We start from the raw sequence: 21,682 nt of genomic DNA on the forward strand, positions 1-21,682 counted from the left end.
GCCAGACTAGCCTCGCCCCCAGAACAGAAGTAGAACTGCCTCCATGAGCCTCACCAAGATCTCCGTCCGCGGCGCGCGCGAGCACAACCTCAAGGACGTCGACGTCGACATCCCCCGCGATACGTTGACGGTGATCACCGGCCTGTCGGGGTCGGGCAAGTCGAGCCTCGCGTTCGACACCATCTATGCCGAGGGCCAGCGCCGCTATGTCGAGTCGCTGAGCGCCTATGCCCGCCAGTTCCTCGAGCTGATGCAGAAGCCCGATGTCGACCATATCGAGGGGCTCAGCCCCGCGATCTCGATCGAGCAGAAGACCACCAGCCGCAACCCGCGCTCGACGGTGGCGACCGTCACCGAAATCTACGATTACATGCGCCTGCTGTGGGCCCGCGTCGGCGTGCCCTATTCGCCGACCACCGGCGAGCCGATCGCCGCGCAGACGGTCAGCCAGATGGTCGACCGGGTGATGGCGCTGCCCGAGGGCACCCGGCTGTACCTGCTCGCGCCGGTCGTCCGCGGCCGCAAGGGCGAGTATAAGAAGGAGATGCTCGAGTGGCAGAAGGCGGGCTTCACCCGCGTCCGCGTCGACGGCCAGATCCACGAGATCGACGAGGCGCCTGCGCTCGACAAGAAGTACAAGCATGACATCGAGGTGGTGGTCGACCGCCTCGTCGTCCGCCCCACCGACGGCGACCATTCGATCGCGACCCGCCTCGCGGAAAGCTTCGAGACCGCGCTGAAACTCGCCGACGGCCTCGCCTATGTCGACCCCGCCGACCCGGTTGAGGCCCACACCCCCAAGTCCGAGGTGCTCGGCGACAACGCGCCCCCCGGCCGAATCGTCTTTTCCGAGAAGTTCGCCTGCCCGGTGTCGGGCTTCACCATCGCCGAGATCGAGCCGCGCCTGTTCTCGTTCAACGCCCCCCAGGGCGCGTGCCCGGCGTGCGACGGCCTCGGCGAGAAACTGATCTTCGACGAGGACCTCGTCGTCCCCAATCACGCGCTGTCGATCAAGAAGGGCGCGGTGGTGCCCTGGGCCAAGTCCAACCCGCCGTCGCCTTATTACATGCAGGTGCTCGGCTCCCTTGCGCGCGCCTATGACTTCAGCCTCGACACGCCGTGGGACGATCTCGCCCCCGCGGTCCAGGACACCATCCTCCACGGCACCAAGGGCAAGCCGGTCGTCCTCACCTTCGTCGACGGCAAGAAGAAATATGACGTCAACAAGCCGTTCGAGGGCGTGATCGGCAACCTCAACCGCCGCCTGCTGCAGACCGAGAGCGCGTGGATGCGCGAGGAGCTCGCCAAATACCAGTCGTCGCGCCCGTGCGAGGTCTGCCACGGCGCGCGGCTCAAGCCCGAGGCGCTCGCGGTCAAGATCGCGATGCGCGACATCGCTTATGCCACCCATCTCTCGGTGGTCGACGCGCTCGCCTTCTTCACCGACATGCCCCGGCACCTCGGCGACCAGCAGAATGCGATCGCCGAGCGCATCCTCAAAGAGATCGTCGAGCGCCTGGGCTTCCTCAACAACGTCGGGCTCGATTACCTCAACCTCGATCGCACCTCGGGCACGCTGTCGGGCGGCGAATCGCAGCGCATCCGCCTCGCCAGCCAGATCGGCTCGGGGCTGTCGGGCGTGCTCTACGTGCTCGACGAGCCCTCGATCGGCCTCCACCAGCGCGACAACGACATGCTCCTCGCCACCCTCAGGCGCCTGCGCGATCTCGGCAACACCGTGCTCGTCGTCGAGCATGACGAGGATGCGATCCGCACCGCCGATTATGTGATCGACATGGGGCCGGGCGCGGGCGTCCACGGCGGCGCGATCGTCGCGCAGGGCACGCTCAAGCAGATCCTCAAGAGCAAGACCAGCATCACCGCCGATTACCTCAACGGCACCCGCGAGGTGCCGGTCCCCGCCACCCGCCGCGCCGGCAACGGCCGCGAGATCACCGTCCACAACGCCACCGCCAACAACCTCACCGGCGTCACCGCGTCGATCCCCTTGGGCACCTTCACCTGCATCACCGGCGTCTCGGGGTCGGGCAAGTCGAGCTTCACCATCGACACGCTGTTCGCCGCCGCCGCGCGGACCCTCAACGGCGCGCGCATCAGCCAAGGCAAGCACGACAAGATCACCGGCCTCCAGCACCTCGACAAGGTGATCGACATCGACCAGTCGCCGATCGGCCGCACCCCGCGGTCGAACCCGGCGACCTATACCGGCAGCTTCACCCAGATCCGCGATTGGTTCGCCGGCCTCCCCGAGAGCCAGGCGCGCGGCTACAAGCCCGGGCGCTTCTCGTTCAACGTCAAGGGCGGCCGCTGCGAGGCGTGCCAGGGCGATGGCGTGCTCAAGATCGAGATGCACTTCCTCCCCGACGTCTACGTCACCTGCGACGTCTGCCACGGCGCGCGCTACAACCGCGAGACGCTCGAGGTGAAGTTCAAGGGCAAGAGCATCGCCGACGTGCTCGACATGACGGTCGAGGATGCCGCCGAGTTCTTCAAGGCGGTGCCGCCGATCCGCGACAAGATGGAGATGCTGGTCGAGGTGGGCCTCGGCTACGTCAAGGTCGGCCAGCAGGCGACGACGCTGTCGGGCGGCGAGGCGCAGCGCGTCAAGCTCGCCAAGGAGCTCGCCCGCCGCGCCACCGGCAACACGCTCTACATCCTCGACGAGCCGACCACGGGCCTCCACTTCGAGGACGTGCGCAAGCTGCTCGAGGTGCTCCACGCGCTCGTGGAGCAGGGCAACACCGTGGTGGTGATCGAGCACAACCTCGATGTCATCAAGACCGCGGACTGGGTGATCGACCTCGGCCCCGAAGGCGGCGTCAAGGGCGGCGAGATCGTCGCGGTCGGCACGCCCGAGGATGTGGTCAAGGAACCGCGGAGTTACACGGGCAAGTATCTCAAGCCGTTGCTCAAGGGGCGCGGGCCGGAGGCGGTGGCGGCGGAGTAGGTCGCTGTTGACGACTGCTGGTGAAGACGGCAGCATATGCCATAAGCGGAGAGTATATGGCAGAAGATGAAGATTGGGACATCGAGCCTACGGAAGAACCTCCGGAGGACGAGCAAGAGCCTAAGCTTGAATATGAGATTATGAACTACCCAGCTGATATCACGCTGGGCGGGTATGTTGACCTTTGGGACAGAAAAGAGCTGGAAGTTCCAGAGTTCCAAAGAATGTATGTTTGGGATAGAATAAAAGCGAGCAAGCTAGTTGAGAGCTTTTTGCTTGGGCTTCCTGTTCCGGGCACGTTCTTGTATAAGAAGCGCGTTAAAGCGGGTTACTTGATAATTGACGGTCAGCAGAGGATAACCTCGGTTATCAGGTTTATAAAAGGTACGTTTGAAGAGTCTGTTTTCAGACTAAAAAATGTCCATCCGCGCTACGAAGGTAAATCCTTTGGCGAGCTATCTGAAGATGATCAGTTCAAGCTAAAGGGCGCAACTCTGCGTGCTACTATCATCCAGCAGATAAATCCAAACGATGATACCAGCATTTATCAGGTATTTGAACGGCTAAACACGGGAGGCGTTAATCTCAACCCCATGGAGGTTCGCCAATGTGTTTCATATAGCCCATTCGTAGCAGCTCTTAAGCAGATGAACAGTGACCAAAACTGGCGTCTGATCGTTGGGCAGCCCAAGGTCGATAAGCGATTGCGCGACGTTGAATTGGTGCTGAGGTGTATAGCTCTTTCCGAAGACGGCGCTTCCTATGAGAAGCCGATGAAAGGGTTTCTAAACAAATATATGGAGAGCCGGAGGAATGATAGTGATGATTACTCCGATCTAATTGACAACTTCGAACGCTCGACGGCCTATGTGGTTGAGCAGCTGGGGCAAAAGCCTTTTCACTTGCGTGGGCGACTTAATTATGGCGCCTTGGACTCGATGATGGCCGCCGTCCTTGCTGACGTTGCGCCCGAAGACTTGAGTGATCGTTATGAGCGGTTGCTTAATGATGAGGACTACGATCAAGCTACAAGCTTCAACACTAGTGATGAGGCAGTGGTACAGTTGCGGCTCGCCAAAGCAGTCGAGTATTTGAGCTAATATGCGGCTGCAGCGGACAAGTTTTGCGTATGAGGAGACGTTATCGCATTTGCAAAACGTTGGGCGAAACCCGCTGATAGAAATATATCTAGTCCAATTTCTACTTGTTGCCTTTTATGCGGAAGTTGAAGAGAAGGTTAAAGAGATCGTCTCCGCAAGGCTAAATAGCATCAGTGACCCGAAGGTGGCTTCGTTTATATTTAAATCACACGAGGGCATGTTAAAGAGGGTAAAAAAGGCAGATATAAATGATGTGTTGCAGCGGTTCGACTGTGGCACGGGGGATATTATTTCTGGTCTTGTCGATGGGATGAACCTTCAGCCATATTTCGATGCAATCACGAATCGGCATAAAGTTTCCCATGATGATGGGGCTTCAATGACGCTTGAGTACTTTGGGCAAGCGCTGCCGTGTGGTGAAGCGATTCTCGAAGCTCTTGAAAGCGCTTTGGCGGCATAAGCGTACGTTGAGCACCTATTGGGCTACAATCCCGCCGCCCTTCGTAGCGCCTCGTTAATCCGCCCCTGCCACCCCGGCCCGCCCTCACGAAACCACTCGATCACATCCGGATCAAGCCGCAGTGTCACCTGCCGCTTCGCCGCCTCACCCAATGGCGGCCGCCCGACTCGCGTCAGCGTACCCTGCGCCGGCCGCACCACGTCGGCACCAATCGCCAGTTCCGCCCGGTCGAGCTGATCGTCGGTCCATTCCGGCGTATCCTCGTCATCCCAGCCGGGGGATGACGCGGCGGCTTTCCTTGTCATGACAGTTCCTCATCGACATCACGCGGATGCCCGTTTCGGTTGGGGTCCACACCACCAGCACCAGCCGCTCACTGAGCCAGCCATAGGTCTGGAACCGCGGCTCGGGATAATCGAACCGATCGTCCTCCTGGGTCAGCCTCGCGCCGGCGAACACCTGGTCGGCGTCAGTGAAGTCGAGACCGCGCTCGGCCAGCGTCCATGCCCGCTTGGCGGGATCGAAGCTGATCGTCACCGCTAATATGTAGTTACAAAAACAAGGCCGTCAATGCGCATCGCCGCCAATCCCCGTCCGCCCCTGCAACGATGGCGGAGCAGGGCGGTCGGAACAACATGATCGATCGGGGAAGGCGCCGGAATGGATGCAAAGCTCCGCCGCGGCAAAGCCGTGTCGTCAGTCGGCGCTGCAGCGCCGCTGGCCGATCGCGCCGGCGCCGTCGCGCCGCGCTGGCTTTAGCTGGCGCTAAACCCTAGCGTTCGCGCGATGTGCAACGAAGTCGCCCGCCGCATCGCGCTCGGCCAGCTCCGCGAGGACTGGTCGGAGCTCAAGGTGCCGCTGCTCTTTCCCGAGGGGCTGCCCAATCTCGCCACGCTCGACTCGATCCGCATCACCGACCCCACGCTGATCCTCCGCGCCGCGGCCGACGGCGCCGGCGTCGACGGCGTGATCCGCCGCTGGAGCTGGCCCGGGCCGAGCGGCAAGCCAGTGTACAATTATCGCTCGGAGGGCCGCGCCTTCGCCGCCGGGGACAAATCCGGCCGCTGCCTGATCCCGGTCGACGCCTTCTACGAGTTCACCGATCCCCCCGCCGACCTGCTCGGCGCCAAGCCCAAGCGCGCGCGCAAGACCAAATGGCGCTTCACCGCCACCGACGATGCCTGGTTCTGCGTCGCCGGCTTCTGGCGCACCGAACCCGCGCTCGGCGAAGGCAGGGCAGGCGAGGCCTTCACCCTGCTCACCTGCGAGCCCGGGCCGGACATCGCCCCCTATCACCACCGCCAGATCGTCCTCCCCCCGGCTGAGCAATGGGCCGGCTGGCTCGACGGCTCGCTCGCCGCCGCCGACGTCTGCCGCCCGGCGGCCGCCGGCCGGTTCGCGGCGGAGCAGATGGGGTAGGGATCCCGGGCGCCTGCGCCCGCCGCAGCCCGCCGCGGCGAAGCGGCGATGGTCGCGTGCCGGCCTAACGCGGCTCGATCACGACGCCACGGCGATCGACAGCGCCCCAGCGCCTCCCCCCGTTCGCCCTGAGCCTGTCGAAGGGCCTGAGACTCACCACGCTTCGACAGGCTCAGCGCGCACGACGTGGGGGATGGCCTTCCCAAACCCAACACCACGCCACCCCCAAAAAACCCGCTGTCCTACAGCCCCGCGTTCCGCATACGTTCCCCATCCTCCGCGCCATCGCGCGCCGCACAGGAGGAAAGGCTCGTGCTCGACGACTATCCCATCCCCGCCGCCATCCCGCTCCCCGACGCCGCGCGGGTCCCCGCCGACCCGCTCGGCGACGAGCCCTCCGCCACCGACAGCTTCGGCCGCGCAATGCGGCATGACGGCTGGACCCCGGGCCGCCAGCGCCGCTTCCTCGAATTCATCGCCGACGGCCACACCGTCGATCATGCCGCGCAGATGGTCGGGCTTACCGCCACCTCGGCCTATGCGCTGCGCCGCCGCCCGGCCGGCGCCGGCTTTGCGCTCGGCTGGCGCGCCGCCAATCTCGTCGCGCGCGATCACCTCGCCGATACCATGCTCGCGCGCGCGCTCCACGGCTCCACCGAGACGATCACCCGGCCCGATGGCTCGACCGTCGAGCGCCACCGGCTCAACGATCGCCTCGGGCTGCAGCTGCTCGCCCAGCTCGATCGCCAGGCCGAGGCCGCGGCGACGCCCGGCGCGGTCGGCGAGGCCGCCGCCGCGCGCCTCGTCGCCGGCGATTTCGAGACCTATCTCGATCTCGTCGCCGGCGCCGCGGGCCCGGCGCGCGCCGGCCTGTTCCTCGCCGCGCGCACCGATGCCGCCGCCGATCTCGCCGACATCGCCGCGCTCGCCCGCGCCGATCGCGCCCGCCGCGCGCTGCCCGACGGCACCGGCGACGATCTCGATCCCGCCGAGCGCCACCGCTGGACCGCCGAGCAATGGGCCCGCGCCGAGGCCGCCGGGCTGATCGCGCTCGCACCGCCGCCGCCCGAACCGGCGCCCGAGCCCGAGCCCGAGCCTGCCGCTGCCGCGGGAGCGTCTCAACTTCCTCAACTTGTCACCGACGCCGCGGCCCAGGAGGCGTTCGAGCGCAACGTCTGGTGGTCGTCCGAGGCGGACGATTACCGCACCCATTTCCCGCCGCCCGACGATTTTCTCGGCGACGAGCAGGGCAGCTGGGGAGACGACGATTATGAGCGCGCGCTCTCCGACGAGGAACGCGCGCTGCTCGATCTGCCGGAGTATGATCCCGATCGCCCCTGGCTCGAGGCCGCCGCCGAGCGCGACGCCTGGTTTGCCGCCAATGCGGTGACGGTCGACGACGATCCCGCGCCTGATCCCGCGCCTGATCCCGTCGCTGGTGCGGCGGCCGAGGCCGTGACCTGGGCCGCGCCGTCGGCGGGCGAGACCGGAACACCCCCGTCACCCGCCCGTTAACCGTCCACGATCAGCGACAACGGAGTGACGCCATGGATATCAAGAAGATCGGCATCGGCCTTGGCGCCTTTGCGGTGGGCGCGGTGGCCTGGACGGTGGGCACCGCCAAATTCGGCCCCAAGCCCGGCAGCACCCGCGGGCTGCGCGCGCCGCGCCAGCCGCGCCCGACCACGCCGATCGATTACAGCGGCCAGGCGGCCGCCGACACCGGCCCCGACGCGGGCGCCGGCGCGGTCGTCGGGGACAGCATCACCGCGCCGATCGCGCCCAAGCCGGCGGACATGGCCGCCGCACCGGTCGGCATGGCCGAGACCGAGAAGCATTTCCACGAGGGCACGGCCAATCCCGCGGCCGAGCACGTCCCGAGCGATCTGATCGGTGGCCGTCACCCCGGCGCCGGTGACCGCGCGCCCGAGGCGTTCCGCCCGGACCCGACCGCGGTGCCGACCGACGCCGAAAAGGAAGCGCTCCGCCCCGCCACCGGCCCTGCGCCGACGCTGGTCGCCGATCGCGGCAGCGGCTTCAGCGAGGCCGCCGGCGCGGCGTGACGCTGGTGGATGCATGGTGCGAATCGGGACTCCCACCCCGTTCGTGCTGAGCCTGTCGAAGCACGGTGAGTCTCAGGCCTTTCGACAGGCTCAGGGCGAACGGGAAACTCCCTCCACCCGTTCGTGCTGAGCCTGTCGAAGCACAGTGGGTCTCAGCGCCGTTCGACAGGCGCAGGACGAAGGTAAGGTGACAAGCCTGGATTGGGTGGCTGGAACGGGGGAAGGCGGGCACAGCCTCCCCCCGTTCTGCACCTGCCGCGGGGAGGACGCGACCGGTGCGATCCGCTGCGAGTTCGCGCCTGAAGGGGAGGGGGGCACGAACCGCGACGTCATCCGCGGCACCGCCGGGCGCCGCGACTCCTTCATAGCAACGGGAGCGATAAGAAACCGTCAACTATTACAACAGCTTCCGGTGTAAATCCGGCTCATTCCGGGGGCGAATTTGGGGAGGGCGCCAGCATGTGGCTTGTGGCGGTGGGCGCAGCCGCTAAGCATCGCGGCTCCCCTTTCGGAGACCCCGATGCGCCTCACCGCCGCCGCTGCTGTTGCCACCCTGCTCGCCACCACCGCCGCCATCGCCGGCCCGGCGGCGCCGATCCCGCCGCTCCATCAATATGGCGGGCTGATGATCTCGCCGCGGGGCGACCGGCTGGCGGCGATCGAGTCGAGCGGCGGCCGCGGCGGCCATGCCGCGATCACCCTGCGCTCGGCCACCGACGGCCATGTCCTGCGCACCCTCGACCCCTGCACCGCCTGTTCCTATGCCGGCCTCGCCTTCGCCCCCAATGGCGACCTCGTCTTCCTCAGCCGCGATCGCACCGCCGGCACCGTCTCGCTCCAATTGGCCACCGACAAGGCAATCCGCACCCTCGCCACCATCCCCGGCATTGCCCAGACCCCCCGGGTCTCGCCGGACGGCCGCCGCGTCGCCCTGCTCGTCACCCTCGGCGCCGCCAAGGAGAGCGGCGCCACCCAGGCCGGCGCCCGGCAAGTCGGCGAGATCGGCGAGAAGAGCGACGAGCAGCGGCTGGCGGTGTTCGACATCGCCGCCACCGTTCCGGCGGCGGCGGTCACCCCGGTCTCCCCGGCCGGCCGCTATGTCTATGAATATGACTGGACGCCCGACAGCCGGGGCTTCGTGGCGACCACGGCACTCGGCAACGGCGACAACAATTGGTGGGTCGCCACCCTCGACGCCATCGACGCCGCCACCGGCGCCGTCCGCCCCATCGCCAAGCCCGCCACCCAGCTCAACCAGCCCCGGGTGTCGCCCGACGGCAAGACGGTGGCCTATATCGGCGGGTTGATGAGCGATTTCGGCTCGGTCGGCGGCGACGTCTTCACCGTCCCCTTCGCCGGCGGCAAGCCCCGCAACCTCACCGCCGGCGCCAAGTCGACGGTGACCACCATCGCCTGGACGCAAGGCGGCCTGCGTACCGTCAGCCTCGCCGGCGACGCGGTCGAGCTCGCCTCGCTGACCCCCGGCGCCGCCCCGGTCGTCGGGTTCAGCCGCCCGGTCAGCACCGCCGCCGGCGACGGCCGTGCCGTCTTCTCGGCCGACGGCAGGGTGGCGGCCGCCGTCGTTCAGGATTTCGAGCATGCCCCGGCGATTTACACCGGCCCGCTCGCCGCGATTCGCCAGTTGACCCATGACAATGACGCCGCCGGCTCGCTCGTCGCCGCCCGCAGCATCAGCTGGAGCAGCGAGGGCCACAGCGTCCAGGGCTGGCTGCTGGCGCCTCGCCAACCCGCGACGGCGTCGGCCGGGGCGAAGGCGCCGATGATCGTCAGCGTCCACGGCGGCCCCGCCGCCGCCTCGACCCCCTCCTATGTCACCGCCGGCAGCTCGACTGCGGCGATGCTCGAGGGCGGCTATTATCTGTTCCTGCCCAATCCGCGGGGCAGCTATGGCCAGGGCGAGGCGTTCACCGCCGCCAACCGCCGCGACTTCGGCGGCGGCGACCTCCGCGACATCCTCGCTGGCGTCGATGCCGCCGAGCGCGTCGCTCCGATCGACGATGCCCGACTCGGCCTTGCCGGCTGCAGCTACGGCGGCTTCATGGCGATGTGGGCAAACACCCAGACCAACCGCTTCAAGGCGATCGTCGCCGGGGCGGGACTGTCGAACTGGGTGAGCTATTACGGCACCAACGGCATCGACCAGTGGATGCTGCCTTATTTCGGCAAATCGATGTACGACGACATGAAAGCCTATGAAGATGCCTCGGCCATCTACCAGGCCGGCAAGGCGAAGACGCCAACCTTCATCTACGTCGGCGAACGCGACATCGAGGTGCCGCCGACCCAGTCGATCGAATGGTGGCATGCCCTCAAGGACCGCGGCGTCCCTGTCAGTCTGGTGATCTACCCCGATGCCGGCCACTGCGTGACCGCTCCTGACCAGGCCGCCGACGTCCGCAAACGCTCGCTCGCCTGGTTCGACACCTATGTGAAGAATGCAAAATAGGGCGGGTTAGAACAGCGGCTTGCCCGAATCCTTCCACCGGTCGAGCACCTGCGCGGCCGGTGGAAGATGGTCGTCGGCTGCGACAGGCACTGGCGCCGCGGCCATTGATTTGGCATCGGCCAACGGCATCGCCGCCAGCGGCGCGGTTGCCGCAATGATCGTGGCGGTCGGTGCTGTCGGCAGATGCGGCCCTGGCATCGGCTCGCCACCCCGGTACACCTGACGGAACGCTGCCGCGGTACCCCAATAGCCCTTCCAGCGATGGAAGAAATGGGCGCCCACCACGTCGGTCATCACCATACTGCGGTTCCACGCCGGCGTCACAGCATAGGTGTGGTAATGCGTCGCCAATCCCACCGGGGCGTAGACATAACCGGCGAGCGCCATCCCGGCAGCCCGCCCGGCCCGCAACCAAGCTGCCCTCGCTGGGATCCTGGCCAACGCGCCGTCGCAAGCGAAGCTAAACTGGCAGCCGGCGTGCTCGGACCCCTGATAAACCACCCCGCACACCGTCGCCGGAAACGCGGGGAGGCGAACCCGGTTGAGGATCACTTGTGCCACTGCGGACTGGCCCGCATCCGGTTCGGACGCGGCCTCATAGTAGATCGCCGCAGTCAGGCATTCGAGCGCGCGGGCTTGATCGACATAGCTTGCCGACCGCATCGAGAATGGAGCCGCCGGCACCACGCCACTGTCTCCCATCCCCGTGGCGGCAGCCGCCTCTGCACCAGCTGGCAGAGTCGGCAGAGCAATCGTCCCTGTGACTCCTGCCGCGGGCGCGGCCGTCTCGGCCACCGGCTGGGCGTTGCCGATCGGGGTGCCGCCGGTGGGATTAGCAGTGGTCTCGTCGCTAGCGGCGGTCGAGGAGCGCGAGCCCTGGTGCTCGATCACTGCTCGACAGGCGGCTTGGGCCGACAACAACGCAAGCAGCAGCAGTCCGGTGCCGGCGAGCATCAGCCAGACCCGCATCATTGTCCGGAACGTCTGCTGCCGTACCCTCAAGCCTGCCTCCGCGGCTGCCCCGTGCAGCGCGGCCGCGGCGTAGCGCATAATGGCGGCATCGTCCGCCCCGGATTCCGCTGCGTCCCGGGCTGGGACGCAGCGGATCGGCGGTAAGACTTTTACTTCAACGTCGCGCTGTCGAGCTTGAGCTCGGCCTCCGTCAGCGTTTCGACTTGCGGATAGGACCGACGCAGCGGATCAATGAACTGCTTGGCGTCGCCGACCACGACGATGCTCGCCGCCTTGGGATCGAGGAAGGCGGCGGAGGCGGCCTGCACCGCTGCCGGGGTGACCGCTTCCACCTTGGCGGTGAACTGCTGCAATTCGCCGAGTGGGACGTCGTTCTGGACGTAGGCGCCGATGATGCCGGCGATGCCGCCGGTGGTCTCGATCGTCCGCCCAAAGTTGCCGACCAGCACCGCCTTGCGGGTGCTGAGCTCGTTGGCCGACACCGGCGCCTGCCCCATCTTGGCCATTTCCGCCGTCATCAGCGTCGCGACGTCGGCCGCCGTCTGGTTCTTGGTTTGGGTCCGCGCGGCGATGGTGCCCTGGACCCGACCGGCGTCAAACCCGCTGCCGGCGCCATAAGCCAGCCCGCGCTTGATCCGCACTTCCTGGTTGAGCCGCGACGAGAAGCCGCCGCCGAGCACGGTGTTGGCGACCCCGAGCGGGTAATAACGGGGATCCGAGCGGGCGATCGCCGGACGCTCGACGACGACGCCGGCCTGCCCAGCGCCGGGCATGTCGATGACGATAACGCGCGGTGCTGGATAGGCGGCCGGTGCGGTGGCGGCGGCGGGGGCGCTGCCAGCGGCTCGCCAACCGCCGAGCTGGCGCTCGGCAAGCGCCTCGGCCTGGGCCGGGGTGACATCGCCGACCATGATCAGGGCGCTTCGCTCGGGACGGAAGGTGCGGGCGTAGGCGGCGGTTACGTCGGCGCGGGTGATCGCCTTGAGCGAAGCCGGGGTGCCGCCCTCGGGCGCGCCGAAGGAGGAGGCACCGAAGGTTGAGCGGTCGGCCACCAGAGCCGCCAATTGCGACGGGTTCTTGAGCGAGACGGTGACGGCGTCGATCCGCTGGGCCCGGGCACGCTCCAGTTCTGCTGGAGCGAACACTGGATGGGTGGCGACATCGGCGAGGATCGCCATTGCCGGGGCAAGCTGATCGGACTTGACGGTGACGTTCACCGAGCCGCCGTCGGTGGCGATGTCGCTGTCGATCGAGGCGCCGAGGCTCTCGATCTGGCGGGCGATGTCGGTCGCCGAGCGGGTCGTCGTGCCCTTGGTGAGCAGCTCGGCAGTGAGGTTGCCGACCCCGGCCCGGTTTGCCGGGTCGAGCGCCGATCCGCCGGTGGAGACCAGATAGGCGGTGACGATGGGCAGGTCATGCCGCTCGACGGTGATGACCCGCAGGCCGTTGGCGAGACGGGTTTCCACCGGTTGCGGCAGGCTCGCGGCGACGGGTGCAGCCGGCGCCGGCGGGGCGATCCGCTGGCTGTCGGGTGCCGGGGTGACGATTGGGATGTCGGCGGGCGGCGTCAGCGCCGCGGTTTGGACGCTGGCTGCGACCTGGATGACGTCACCGGCGACGCCGGCGGGCTTGGCGGTGTCGGGCAGGTAGCGAATCGTCGCCGACTGGTTGTCGCCGAGATACTGGCGGGCAACGCGCTGGACATCGGCGGCGGTGACCCGGGCGATCGCGGCGAGCTGGCGGTCATTGTCGCGGGGGTCGCCGTCGATGATCACCGAGGAGGCGAGCACCCGAGCCTTGCCCTCGGCGGTCTCACGCTGCTTGATCGCGGCGGTAAGGATCTCGTTTTTGGCTTCGGCGAGTTCCGCCGCGCTCACCGGAGCGTCGCGGAAGCGACCGATTTCGCGCTTCAACGCCGCCTCGCCCTGGTCGACGGTCTTGCCGCCGGCGAGGATGGCATAGGCGATCAGATTGCCGGTGCCCTGCTTGCTGTCGAGGAACGACGACGCATCCTGGGCAAGCTGATCGCGATAGACGAGGCTTTCGTAGAGCCGCGAGCTTTCGCCGGTGGAGAGGATCCCCTGGAGCACCGTCAACGCCGGGATGTCGGCGGCGCGGTCGGCGGGGATGTGCCAGCTGATCAGCACCGCGGGCAGCGGCGTGTTGGGTTCGTAGACGGTGTAGCTGACCGCCTTGGTGCGGTCCGGCTCGGTGACGGTGACGCGGGGGATGACGGCGGCCGGCTTCTTGATGCCGGCGAAATACTGGTCGATCCAGGCATTCAGCTGCTGCTCGTCGAAATTGCCGGAGACGACCAGGATGGCGTTGTCCGGCCGGTAATAGGTCGCATGGAAGGCGCGGACGTCGTCGATCGATGCGGCTTCGAGATTTTCGATGCTGCCGATCGTCGAGCGGGCATAGGGATGGGTCGTGTAGGCGGCGGCCGACGAATAGGTGGAGAACAGCTTGCCATAGGGGCGGGCGAGCGTGCTCTGGCGCAGTTCCTCCTTCACCACGTCGCGCTCCGAGCCGAAGCTGGTGGGCTCGACCACCAGGCTCGCCATCCGGTCTGCCTCGGCGAACAGCAGCCGCTGCAGGTGGTTGGCGGGGATCACCTCAAAATAGTTGGTGTAATCGTCGTTGGTGGAGGCGTTGTTATAGCCGCCGACATCCTCGGTGAGCCGATCCATCTGCTCGGAGACGAGATTGCGCGTCGCCTTGAACATCAGGTGCTCGAACATGTGGGCGAAGCCCGAGCGGCCCTTGGGATCGTCCTTCGAGCCGACGTCGTACCAGACCTGTACCGCCACGTTGGGTGTCGAGGTGTCGCGCAGCGCATAGACGCGCAGGCCGTTGGCGAGCGTGCGCTCGGTGAATGCCAGCGGCTTGACCGCCGCCGCCGTCGTCGTCCTCGCGGGCGCGGTTTGCGCGGCAGCGGCGATCGGGAGCAGCGCTGCACCCAGCAGCAGGGCGGCACGAACTAGGCGCATGGGGGTCTCCGGTCGGGCAGGATGGAGCCTGGCGTTCAACCGGAGCGGGAGCGGGGTGTCAATCGGCCGCGATCATCGCGCGGCCGATTCGCTCAATCGTTCTTCTTGCCCGAATTGGCGAACAGCACCGCGGCGGCGACCGCGGCTGAGCCGATCCCGACACCGATGATCCGCATCGGCCAGCGGCTCTTGCTCGCCGGATCGGCGGTACCGGCCGCGGCATGGTCGCGCGCGTGCTTGGCCGCGGCGGCTGCTTCCAGGATCTCGTTGGGTTGATCGGCCATGTTACTCTCCCTGTCCTCCGCCATAACGCGCGCGGAAGTCACTGGCGAAGGTGGTTAATTGCGCCGCTGCAATGGCCTCCCTGAGGTCCGCCATCAAGGCCTCGTAGAAGCAAATATTATGCTCGGTCATCAGCATTGCACCGAGAATCTCGCCGGCGCGGACGAGATGATGGATGTAGGCGCGGCTCCAGGTGGCGCAGACCGGGCAGCCGCAGGCGGGGTCGAGCGGACCGGTATCCTCGCCGAACTTGGCGTTGCGCAGGTTGATCGGACCGGTGCGGGTGAACGCCTGGCCGGTGCGGCCCGAGCGCGTCGGCATGACGCAGTCGAACATGTCGATGCCACGCTCGACCGCGCCGACGATGTCGGTGGGCTTGCCGACCCCCATCAGATAGCGCGGCTTGTCCGCGGGGAGCTGCCCAGGCGCGAAATCGAGGCAGCCGAACATCGCCTCCTGGCCCTCGCCGACCGCCAATCCGCCAACCGCATAGCCATCAAAGCCGATGTCGATCAGCGCATCGGCCGACGCCTTGCGCAGGCCTTCGTTGAGCGCGCCCTGCTGGATGCCGAAGATCGCATTCTCGGCGCCATGTGCGCCCCCGGCATCGAACGCGGCGCGGCTGCGCCTGGCCCAGCGCATCGAGCGCTCCATGGCGGCGGCCTGCACCTCGGGCGTCGAGGTGGTGGGCACCAGCTCGTCGAACGCCATGACGATGTTGGAGCCCAACAGCCGCTGGATCTCGATCGAGCGTTCGGGGCTGAGCAGGTGCCGGGTGCCGTCAAGGTGCGACTTGAACGACACGCCCTCTTCCGACCGTTTGGTCAGATCGGCGAGACTCATTACCTGATAGCCGCCGGAATCGGTAAGGATCGGCTTCGACCAGCCCATGAAGCCGTGCAGCCCGCCGAGGCGCGCCACCCGCTCGGCGCCGGGGCGGAGCATGAGGTGATAGGTGTTGCCGAGGATGATATCGGCGCCGCTGGCGGCGACATCCGCCGGCTTCATCGCCTTGACGGTGGCGGCGGTGCCGACCGGCATGAACGCAGGCGTGCGGATGGTGCCGCGGTGCATCTCAATCGTGCCGGTGCGCGCACGCCCGTCGGTGGCGGCGATGGTGAAGGCGAAACGCGAGGTCATGGCGGCGGCTTCTGGCGGAGCGGAGCGATGGTGTCGAGCCGCGGCGTGGTGAGTCGGCGCCTCGCCGGCGTGGGTCGAGTACCGTAATTATGCGGTGGTTTTGGCGACAAGTTGAGAAAGTTGTCAGTCACGGACGAACCGGTTGCGGACAATCGGTTCGTATCGTTTGACGATGGCAAAGAGCGGCAGCGTGTTGCGGCGAAAGCGTAGCAATAATGCGCGGCTGTAGGACAGCGGTTGTTCGGCGTAAGTCCAACAACGCCGTTACTCCGGCGCAGGATGGTCGCGTGCGGCGTCTGTGCTGCGCTTGCGGGTCAAGATCCCAGCTTTCGCTGGGAAGACGGGAATTTGGCTGACCGATCGTTGCGGGCGTGGTCGGCGACGACTTTTGGCCTAGCGCTTCTTCTTGCGGCTCGGCCGGTCGGCGGCGTTGGTCATGGCGCGGATGGTGAGCAGTTCCTTGCGGGTGACATAGCCGTCGTGGTCGCGATCGAGCCGGTCGAAGGTGTGGGCGAGGTTCGCCTGCAGCTCGGCGAGGGTGATGCGGTTGTCGCCATCGGCGTCGATCTCGAACGGGCTCGGCAGCGCGTTGCGATCCCCAAGCCAGCGCTCGGCCCAATCGGCGAAGGCGATATAGCCGATCGCGCCGGCATGCGCGGTGTCGATCGCGGCGAAGCTGCGCCGCACCCCGGCCTCGAGCTCGGCGCGGCTGGTGCGGCCATCGCCATCGGCATCGAAGGTGGCGATCGCCATCGCGATCGGCTCCACCACCATGGTCGCCGGCGGCTGACCGGGGCCGGCGGGTGGCAGACCGGGCGGACCCGCGGCCTGGCTGGGCGAGGCGGCTTGGAGCAGCAGGGCAAGCAGCATGGAAACCTCGATGTTCGGCGACGCTACCCTAGTGCGGGCAAGCGACCGGCCGTGCAAGCGCAGCGTCGCGGCACGGCGTCGGCGGCATTTGCGATGCAACATGCGCGGCGCTGCCGGGTTGGGAGACGCTGAACCTGCGGATAATCGGAGCCTCTTCATGCAGATCGACCTCAGCAACCGTGTCGCGCTCGTCACCGGCGGTGACTCGGGCATCGGCGCCGCCTGCGCACGGGCGCTCGCCGAAGCCGGCGCGGATGTCGCCATCATCTATCATTCCGACGAGGAGGGCGCGCAGCAGACCGCGCGGGCGATCCGCGCCGGTGGCCGCAACGTCGAGGTGATCCAGGGCGATGTCGGCCGCGAGGAGGATGTCGAGCGCGCGTTCGACACCACCGTCGCGGCGCTCGGCGCGCCGACCATCCTGGTCAATTCCGCCGGGCTCAACATGAGCGACACGCCAGTGGCGGAGATGGACCTTGCGCAATGGGAGCGCGTGCTGCGCACCGATCTCACCGGCGTGTTCCTCGCCGCGCGGCGCTTCATCCGCCAGCTCGACGGGCAGGATACACCCGCGGCGATCATCAACATCAGCTCGATCCATGAATCGGTGATGCGCGCCGGGGGCGCCGATTATGCCGCGGCCAAGGGCGGCGTGCGCAACCTCACCCAGACGCTCGCGCTCGAGGTCGCGGCGCGGCGGATCACCGTCAACAGCATCGCGCCGGGCATGATCCTGACGCCGATGAACCAGGAGGCGATGGACGACGAGGGCAAGCGCCAGGAGGCGGAAAGCCACATCCCCGCGAGGCGCGCCGGGCAGCCGGAGGAGATCGGGCGGATTGCGGTGTTCCTCGCCGCGGCGGAATCGGGGTATATTACGGGCACGACGGTGACGGCGGATGGCGCGCTGTCGTTGCAGCTCGGGCAGGGGGCGTAAGGGGCTGAGGGGCGCTGCCGATGTCGTCATATCCCGGGACGCCGGGATCTTTCGCGGCTCCCCTCCCGCCCTGCGGCTGGAGATCCCAGCTTTCGCTGGGATGACGGAGTTGGTGGCGGGATCGGGGTATATCACGGGCACGACGGATTAGGCGGATGGTGCGCTGTCTTTGCAGTTGGGGCAGGGGGCTTGAAGGCTGGGGGCCGCTGCCAAAATCGTCATCCCAGCGGAAGCTGGGATCTTGCGCGGCTCCTGTCCCGCGCCTGCGGCTTGAGATCCCAGCTTTCGCTGGGATGACGAAGGCCGCGGGTGATGAGGGTGGCTTGGCGCTTTCGCGCCGCGGCCCGGAAACGCTACCGCGCCCGCCGCTGCGCGCCCAGGCGGGTCATCAGGATCGCGGCGCGCTTGGCCTGGCGGCGGATGCTCTGCAGGTCGACCATTTCGGCGGGAGTGTGATCGCCGCGGCTGGCGGTGCCGAGCCCGACCAGCCCGTCGACTTCGGCGGCGACGAACGAGATGTCGCCGGCGCCGCGCTTGAGCGGGTCGAGCGGCAGCATCGCGGGCAGGCCGAGGTCCTGGTTCACCCCGTTGAGCGCCGCGAGCAGCGCCTGGTTGCCCGCGGTCGGCGCCATCGCCGGATAGCCGCCCTTGAAGCTGATCGTCGCCGTGGTGCCGGGCGCATGGCGGGCGACGATCGCGATCATCCTCGCGCGGACCCGCTCGGTCTGCGCGTCGCTGAGGGTTCGGAAGTCGCCGCTGGCGACCGCGGCGGCGGGGATGATGTTGCTCTTGCCGGTCGCGTGCGCGCCGGCGGTGTTCAGTGTCGCGGTGGCGCCGGCGGCGAGCACGCCGGTGTTGAAGGTGAGATTGGGCTCGGGCAGCTCGGTGCGGAAGGCGGCGAGGATCCGTGCCAGCTCGTTGGCGGCGCCGTCGCCGAACTCGTCGCTGAAGATCCGCGACGAATGGCCGGTCTTGCCGGTGACCGCGAGCGACCAGTCGTTGACCGAGCGGCGCGCGATCGAGCCCATGTCGTGGCCGTCCTCGACCGCGAGCCCCTCGAAATCGAGCGCGGCGTCGGCGCGCTTGCCCGCGGCGACCAGATCGGCGCGCGCCAGCGACTGCGGGTCGCCGGCATCCTCCTCGTCGCCGGAGAGCACGATCTCGATGTTGGTGCGCGCGAGCGTGCCCGCGGCCTTCATCGCACGGAGCGCGGCGAGCATCACGACCATGCCGCCCTTGTCGTCGCCGACGCCGGGGCCCGCCGCCTCGTCGCCGTGCCGCTCGAAGCGCTGGAACGGCGAATCCTGTTCGAACACGGTATCGAGATGGCCGATCAGCAGCAGGCGCTTGGTGCCCGCCGCGCCCTTGTGGACGGCGATGATGTGGCCGGCGCGGCCCGCGGCTGTCATCGGCTTCCAGGTGACCGCGAAGCCGAGCGGCTCGAGCTCGCGGCGCATCATGGTGCCGACCGCGGTGACCCCGGCGATGTTCATCGTGCCGCTGTTCTGGTTGACCAGCGCCTCCAGCGTCGCGACCGACCGGTCGAACTCGGCATCGACGGTGGCGGCCATCCGGGTTTCGGCGGGCGACAGCTGCGGCGCAGCGGCGAGGAGGAGCAGGGCGGTGAGCATCGCGGGCATCGTCGCCTGCCAGCACGGCGCTGGCAAGCCGGCGGTTGGCCATTTCACCCCCGGGCGATCCGCTCTAAGGGGCGCTCCATGAACGAGGCGATCAACCGGCCCGCGACACCCGACGGCGAGGATGTCATCTGCGCGACGGAGGGGCCGATCGGCCGCCTCCGGCTGCATCGACCCAAGGCGCTCAACGCGCTCAACATGGGCATGTGCGAAAGCATGCTCGGCGCGCTGGAGGGCTGGGCGGCCGATGGCGCGGTGGCGGCGGTGATGATCGACCATGCCGAGGGCCGCGGCTTTTGCGCGGGCGGCGACATCCGCCTGCTCGCCGACAGCGGCGCGGGCGACGGCGCCGCGGCGCGCGCCTTCTTCTTTGCCGAATATCGCCTCAACCACCGCCTGTTTACCTTCGCCAAGCCGACGGTGGCGGTGATGGACGGCATTACCATGGGCGGCGGCGTCGGTCTGGCGCTGCCCTGCCGCTATCGCATCGCCACCGAGAACACCCGGCTGGCGATGCCCGAGACCGGGATCGGCCTGTTCCCCGATGTCGGCGGCGGCTGGTATCTGTCGCGGCTGCCCGGGCGGATGGGGCAGTATATCGCGCTCACCGGTACGCGGCTTAACGGCGCCGACTGCCTGGCGCTCGGCCTTGCCACCCATCATGTCGCCGCGGCGACGCTCCCGGCGCTCAAACGGGCGCTGATCGAGCGGCCGGTCGCGGAGATGGCCTCAATTCTCGACGGGATGGCTGAAGTGCCCGGCGAGGGCACGCTCGCCGCGCATCGCGACGCGATCGACCAGCTGTTCGCCGCCGACGCGCTGGAGGACATCCTCGCCGCGCTCGAGGCGGCGGACAGCGCCTTCGCCGCCGAGACGCTGGCGACGCTGCGCAGCAAATCGCCGCAGGCGATGAAGGTGTCGCTGCGGCTGCTCCATGACGGCGCGCAGATGGCGAGCTTCGCCGACGAGATGGCGCAGGAATATGCCGTCGCCACCCGCGTGGTGCAGCGCCACGACTTCGTCGAGGGCGTGCGCGCGGTGATCGTCGACAAGGATCATGCGCCGCGCTGGCAGCCGGCGACCGCCGCCGACGTCACCGATCATGTCATCGACCAGATCTTCGCGCCCTTGTCGGCCGACGCCGCCTGGTCGCCTGCCTGAAGGAGCCTATCGCCGATGACTTACGAGACCATCCTCGTCGACCAGCGGGGCGCGGTGACGCTGATCACGCTCAATCGTCCGGCCGCGCTCAACGCGCTCAACGGCCAGCTGCTCGCCGACCTGCTCGCCGCGCTGGCCGCGTTCGACGCTGATCCGGCGCAGGGCTGCGCGGTGCTGACCGGGAGCGACAAGGCGTTCGCCGCGGGCGCGGACATCAAGGAAATGGCCGACATGTCGTTCGCCGACATGTACGCGACCAACCATTTCGCCGGTTATGAGCGGCTGACCCGGACCCGCAAGCCGATCATCGCCGCGGTGGCGGGCTATGCGCTGGGCGGCGGCTGCGAGCTGGCGATGATGTGCGACTTCATCCTCGCCGGCGACAATGCGCGCTTCGGCCAGCCCGAGATCAAGCTCGGGGTGACGCCGGGGATGGGCGGTTCACAGCGGCTGACCCGCGCGGTCGGCAAGGCCAAGGCGATGGAGATGTGCCTCACCGGCCGGCTGATGGACGCCGCCGAGGCCGAGCGCGCCGGGCTGGTGAGCCGGATCGTGCCGGTCGCCGAGCTGGTCGAGGAAGCGGTGAAGACCGCGGCGGCGATCGCGGCGATGGCGCCGCTCGCGGTGCTCGCCAACAAGGAACTGGTCGACGCCGCGTTCGAGACCCATCTCGCGCAAGGGGTGCAGGTGGAGCGGCGATTGTTCAACGGCCTGTTCGCCACCGCCGACCAGAAGGAAGGCATGGCCGCATTCGTCGAGAAGCGCCCCGGCAACTGGCAGGGGCGCTGAGCAGGTCACCGCGCGAGCCGGATCACTGGCTGATCGCGTGGCCGATCGCCTGGGCGAGCTTGCGCATCGACACCGGCTTTTCGCAGCGCGGGATGCCGGCATAGCGGGTGAGGATCGCCGAGGCATCGTAGCCGGTCGCGAACACCAGCCGCACGCCGCGCTCGATCAACAGGTCGGCGACGGGATAGACCACTTCGCCGGCGAGGTTGATGTCGAGCACCGCGCCGTCGAGCGGCGGCTCGGTGGCGATCAGCCGCAGCGCCGCGGCGAGGCTGGGCGCGGGGCCGACCACCACCGCGCCGACCTCGGCAAGCGCGCTGGTGAGATCGTCGGCAAGCAGATATTCGTCCTCGGCGACGAGAATGCGGCAACCGCGCAGGCTATAGTCGTTCATCTGTCGATCCCCCCGGAACCGCCAGCCTCTCAG

19 protein-coding genes are annotated in these 21,682 nt (G+C 67.8%); 10 read left to right on the forward strand and 9 right to left on the reverse strand.

The features are described 5' to 3' along the window. The first annotated feature begins 43 nt into the window (after positions 1–43). The 3 genes from uvrA to OXR60_RS04690 are packed head-to-tail and all read left to right on the forward strand — an operon-like array spanning position 44 to position 4,528. Complete coding sequence (gene uvrA / locus OXR60_RS04680) at positions 44–2,968, forward strand: excinuclease ABC subunit UvrA (RefSeq protein WP_267394550.1); 2,925 nt, start codon at positions 44–46, stop codon at positions 2,966–2,968. 56 nt (positions 2,969–3,024) lie between these two features. Next, the gene (locus OXR60_RS04685; RefSeq protein ID WP_267394552.1) at positions 3,025–4,068 is read left to right on the forward strand and encodes a DUF262 domain-containing protein; all 1,044 of its coding nucleotides are present in this window, start codon (positions 3,025–3,027) and stop codon (positions 4,066–4,068) included. 1 nt (position 4,069) lies between these two features. After that, on the forward strand, positions 4,070–4,528 hold the full coding sequence (locus OXR60_RS04690; protein ID WP_267394554.1) for a hypothetical protein: 459 nt from the start codon (positions 4,070–4,072) through the stop codon (positions 4,526–4,528). Positions 4,529–4,551: 23 nt separating this feature from the next. Here OXR60_RS04690 and OXR60_RS04695 read toward each other — a convergent pair whose 3' ends face one another. Next, positions 4,552–4,833 carry a BrnA antitoxin family protein gene (locus OXR60_RS04695; protein ID WP_267394556.1) on the reverse strand — a complete coding sequence of 94 codons (282 nt, stop codon included), beginning with the start codon at positions 4,831–4,833 and terminating at the stop codon, positions 4,552–4,554. After that, entirely contained in the window at positions 4,793–5,065 is a 273-nt protein-coding gene (locus OXR60_RS04700) for a BrnT family toxin (RefSeq protein ID WP_267394558.1), read from the reverse strand. The genes OXR60_RS04695 and OXR60_RS04700 overlap by 41 nt, the downstream gene beginning before the upstream one ends. A gap of 249 nt (positions 5,066–5,314) precedes the next feature. On the opposite strand from OXR60_RS04700, the gene OXR60_RS04705 reads away from it, so the two are divergent. The 4 genes from OXR60_RS04705 to OXR60_RS04720 all read left to right on the forward strand — a co-directional run bounded on the left by OXR60_RS04705 (position 5,315) and on the right by OXR60_RS04720 (position 10,477). Continuing rightward, complete coding sequence (locus OXR60_RS04705; RefSeq protein ID WP_267394560.1) at positions 5,315–5,947, forward strand: SOS response-associated peptidase; 633 nt, start codon at positions 5,315–5,317, stop codon at positions 5,945–5,947. A gap of 312 nt (positions 5,948–6,259) precedes the next feature. Beyond that, positions 6,260–7,462 (forward strand): hypothetical protein, encoded by a 1,203-nt coding sequence (locus OXR60_RS04710; protein ID WP_267394562.1) that lies wholly within the window; start codon positions 6,260–6,262, stop codon positions 7,460–7,462. Positions 7,463–7,494: 32 nt separating this feature from the next. Beyond that, a complete protein-coding gene (locus OXR60_RS04715; RefSeq protein ID WP_267394565.1) occupies positions 7,495–8,010 on the forward strand; it encodes a hypothetical protein in 516 nt (171 codons plus the stop codon). Between the two features lie 520 nt (positions 8,011–8,530). Then, on the forward strand, positions 8,531–10,477 hold the full coding sequence (locus tag OXR60_RS04720; protein WP_267394567.1) for a S9 family peptidase: 1,947 nt from the start codon (positions 8,531–8,533) through the stop codon (positions 10,475–10,477). Positions 10,478–10,483: 6 nt separating this feature from the next. On the opposite strand, the gene OXR60_RS04725 is transcribed toward OXR60_RS04720, so the two are convergent. The 5 genes from OXR60_RS04725 to OXR60_RS04745 all read right to left on the reverse strand — a co-directional run bounded on the left by OXR60_RS04725 (position 10,484) and on the right by OXR60_RS04745 (position 16,731). Beyond that, a complete protein-coding gene (locus tag OXR60_RS04725; protein ID WP_267394569.1) occupies positions 10,484–11,449 on the reverse strand; it encodes a cell wall hydrolase in 966 nt (321 codons plus the stop codon). A gap of 149 nt (positions 11,450–11,598) precedes the next feature. After that, positions 11,599–14,439, reverse strand: coding sequence for a pitrilysin family protein (locus tag OXR60_RS04730; protein WP_267394571.1), 2,841 nt, complete (start codon positions 14,437–14,439; stop codon positions 11,599–11,601). A 92-nt stretch (positions 14,440–14,531) separates the two neighbouring features. Then, entirely contained in the window at positions 14,532–14,723 is a 192-nt protein-coding gene (locus tag OXR60_RS04735; RefSeq protein ID WP_267394573.1) for a hypothetical protein, read from the reverse strand. A 1-nt stretch (position 14,724) separates the two neighbouring features. Continuing rightward, on the reverse strand, positions 14,725–15,861 hold the full coding sequence (gene tgt, locus OXR60_RS04740; RefSeq protein WP_267394575.1) for a tRNA guanosine(34) transglycosylase Tgt: 1,137 nt from the start codon (positions 15,859–15,861) through the stop codon (positions 14,725–14,727). 393 nt (positions 15,862–16,254) lie between these two features. Then, positions 16,255–16,731 carry an EF-hand domain-containing protein gene (locus tag OXR60_RS04745; protein WP_267394577.1) on the reverse strand — a complete coding sequence of 159 codons (477 nt, stop codon included), beginning with the start codon at positions 16,729–16,731 and terminating at the stop codon, positions 16,255–16,257. 157 nt (positions 16,732–16,888) lie between these two features. On the opposite strand from OXR60_RS04745, the gene OXR60_RS04750 reads away from it, so the two are divergent. After that, positions 16,889–17,668 carry an SDR family oxidoreductase gene (locus tag OXR60_RS04750; RefSeq protein WP_267394579.1) on the forward strand — a complete coding sequence of 260 codons (780 nt, stop codon included), beginning with the start codon at positions 16,889–16,891 and terminating at the stop codon, positions 17,666–17,668. Between the two features lie 353 nt (positions 17,669–18,021). Here the strand turns inward: OXR60_RS04750 and OXR60_RS04755 are convergent, their stop codons facing one another. After that, positions 18,022–19,308, reverse strand: a complete 1,287-nt coding sequence (locus OXR60_RS04755; protein WP_267394694.1) for a M20/M25/M40 family metallo-hydrolase — start codon at positions 19,306–19,308, stop codon at positions 18,022–18,024. A 78-nt stretch (positions 19,309–19,386) separates the two neighbouring features. On the opposite strand from OXR60_RS04755, the gene OXR60_RS04760 reads away from it, so the two are divergent. Beyond that, a complete protein-coding gene (locus OXR60_RS04760) occupies positions 19,387–20,466 on the forward strand; it encodes an enoyl-CoA hydratase/isomerase family protein (RefSeq protein ID WP_267394581.1) in 1,080 nt (359 codons plus the stop codon). Positions 20,467–20,481: 15 nt separating this feature from the next. Then, the gene (locus OXR60_RS04765; protein WP_267394583.1) at positions 20,482–21,255 is read left to right on the forward strand and encodes an enoyl-CoA hydratase; all 774 of its coding nucleotides are present in this window, start codon (positions 20,482–20,484) and stop codon (positions 21,253–21,255) included. A gap of 22 nt (positions 21,256–21,277) precedes the next feature. Here the strand turns inward: OXR60_RS04765 and OXR60_RS04770 are convergent, their stop codons facing one another. Then, positions 21,278–21,649, reverse strand: coding sequence for a response regulator (locus OXR60_RS04770; RefSeq protein WP_267394585.1), 372 nt, complete (start codon positions 21,647–21,649; stop codon positions 21,278–21,280). Positions 21,650–21,682 lie beyond the last annotated feature (33 nt).

This window comes from Sphingomonas sp. GC_Shp_5 (assembly GCF_026540855.1).
In the GTDB taxonomy this organism is placed as follows: domain Bacteria; phylum Pseudomonadota; class Alphaproteobacteria; order Sphingomonadales; family Sphingomonadaceae; genus Sphingomonas.

What these genes read in the sequence shown, in the direction of transcription:
- OXR60_RS04760 (WP_267394581.1), top strand. Translation starts at nt 19,387, where the DNA reads ATGAACGAGGCGATCAACCGGCCCGCGACACCCGACGGCGAGGATGTC.
- OXR60_RS04715 (WP_267394565.1), top strand. Translation starts at nt 7,495, where the DNA reads ATGGATATCAAGAAGATCGGCATCGGCCTTGGCGCCTTTGCGGTGGGC.
- tgt (WP_267394575.1), bottom strand. Translation starts at nt 15,861, where the DNA reads ATGACCTCGCGTTTCGCCTTCACCATCGCCGCCACCGACGGGCGTGCG.
- OXR60_RS04745 (WP_267394577.1), bottom strand. Translation starts at nt 16,731, where the DNA reads ATGCTGCTTGCCCTGCTGCTCCAAGCCGCCTCGCCCAGCCAGGCCGCG.
- OXR60_RS04755 (WP_267394694.1), bottom strand. Translation starts at nt 19,308, where the DNA reads ATGCCCGCGATGCTCACCGCCCTGCTCCTCCTCGCCGCTGCGCCGCAG.
- OXR60_RS04765 (WP_267394583.1), top strand. Translation starts at nt 20,482, where the DNA reads ATGACTTACGAGACCATCCTCGTCGACCAGCGGGGCGCGGTGACGCTG.
- uvrA (WP_267394550.1), top strand. Translation starts at nt 44, where the DNA reads ATGAGCCTCACCAAGATCTCCGTCCGCGGCGCGCGCGAGCACAACCTC.
- OXR60_RS04720 (WP_267394567.1), top strand. Translation starts at nt 8,531, where the DNA reads ATGCGCCTCACCGCCGCCGCTGCTGTTGCCACCCTGCTCGCCACCACC.
- OXR60_RS04725 (WP_267394569.1), bottom strand. Translation starts at nt 11,449, where the DNA reads ATGATGCGGGTCTGGCTGATGCTCGCCGGCACCGGACTGCTGCTGCTT.
- OXR60_RS04770 (WP_267394585.1), bottom strand. Translation starts at nt 21,649, where the DNA reads ATGAACGACTATAGCCTGCGCGGTTGCCGCATTCTCGTCGCCGAGGAC.
- OXR60_RS04735 (WP_267394573.1), bottom strand. Translation starts at nt 14,723, where the DNA reads ATGGCCGATCAACCCAACGAGATCCTGGAAGCAGCCGCCGCGGCCAAG.
- OXR60_RS04685 (WP_267394552.1), top strand. Translation starts at nt 3,025, where the DNA reads ATGGCAGAAGATGAAGATTGGGACATCGAGCCTACGGAAGAACCTCCG.
- OXR60_RS04695 (WP_267394556.1), bottom strand. Translation starts at nt 4,833, where the DNA reads ATGACAAGGAAAGCCGCCGCGTCATCCCCCGGCTGGGATGACGAGGAT.
- OXR60_RS04730 (WP_267394571.1), bottom strand. Translation starts at nt 14,439, where the DNA reads ATGCGCCTAGTTCGTGCCGCCCTGCTGCTGGGTGCAGCGCTGCTCCCG.
- OXR60_RS04750 (WP_267394579.1), top strand. Translation starts at nt 16,889, where the DNA reads ATGCAGATCGACCTCAGCAACCGTGTCGCGCTCGTCACCGGCGGTGAC.
- OXR60_RS04705 (WP_267394560.1), top strand. Translation starts at nt 5,315, where the DNA reads ATGTGCAACGAAGTCGCCCGCCGCATCGCGCTCGGCCAGCTCCGCGAG.
- OXR60_RS04690 (WP_267394554.1), top strand. Translation starts at nt 4,070, where the DNA reads ATGCGGCTGCAGCGGACAAGTTTTGCGTATGAGGAGACGTTATCGCAT.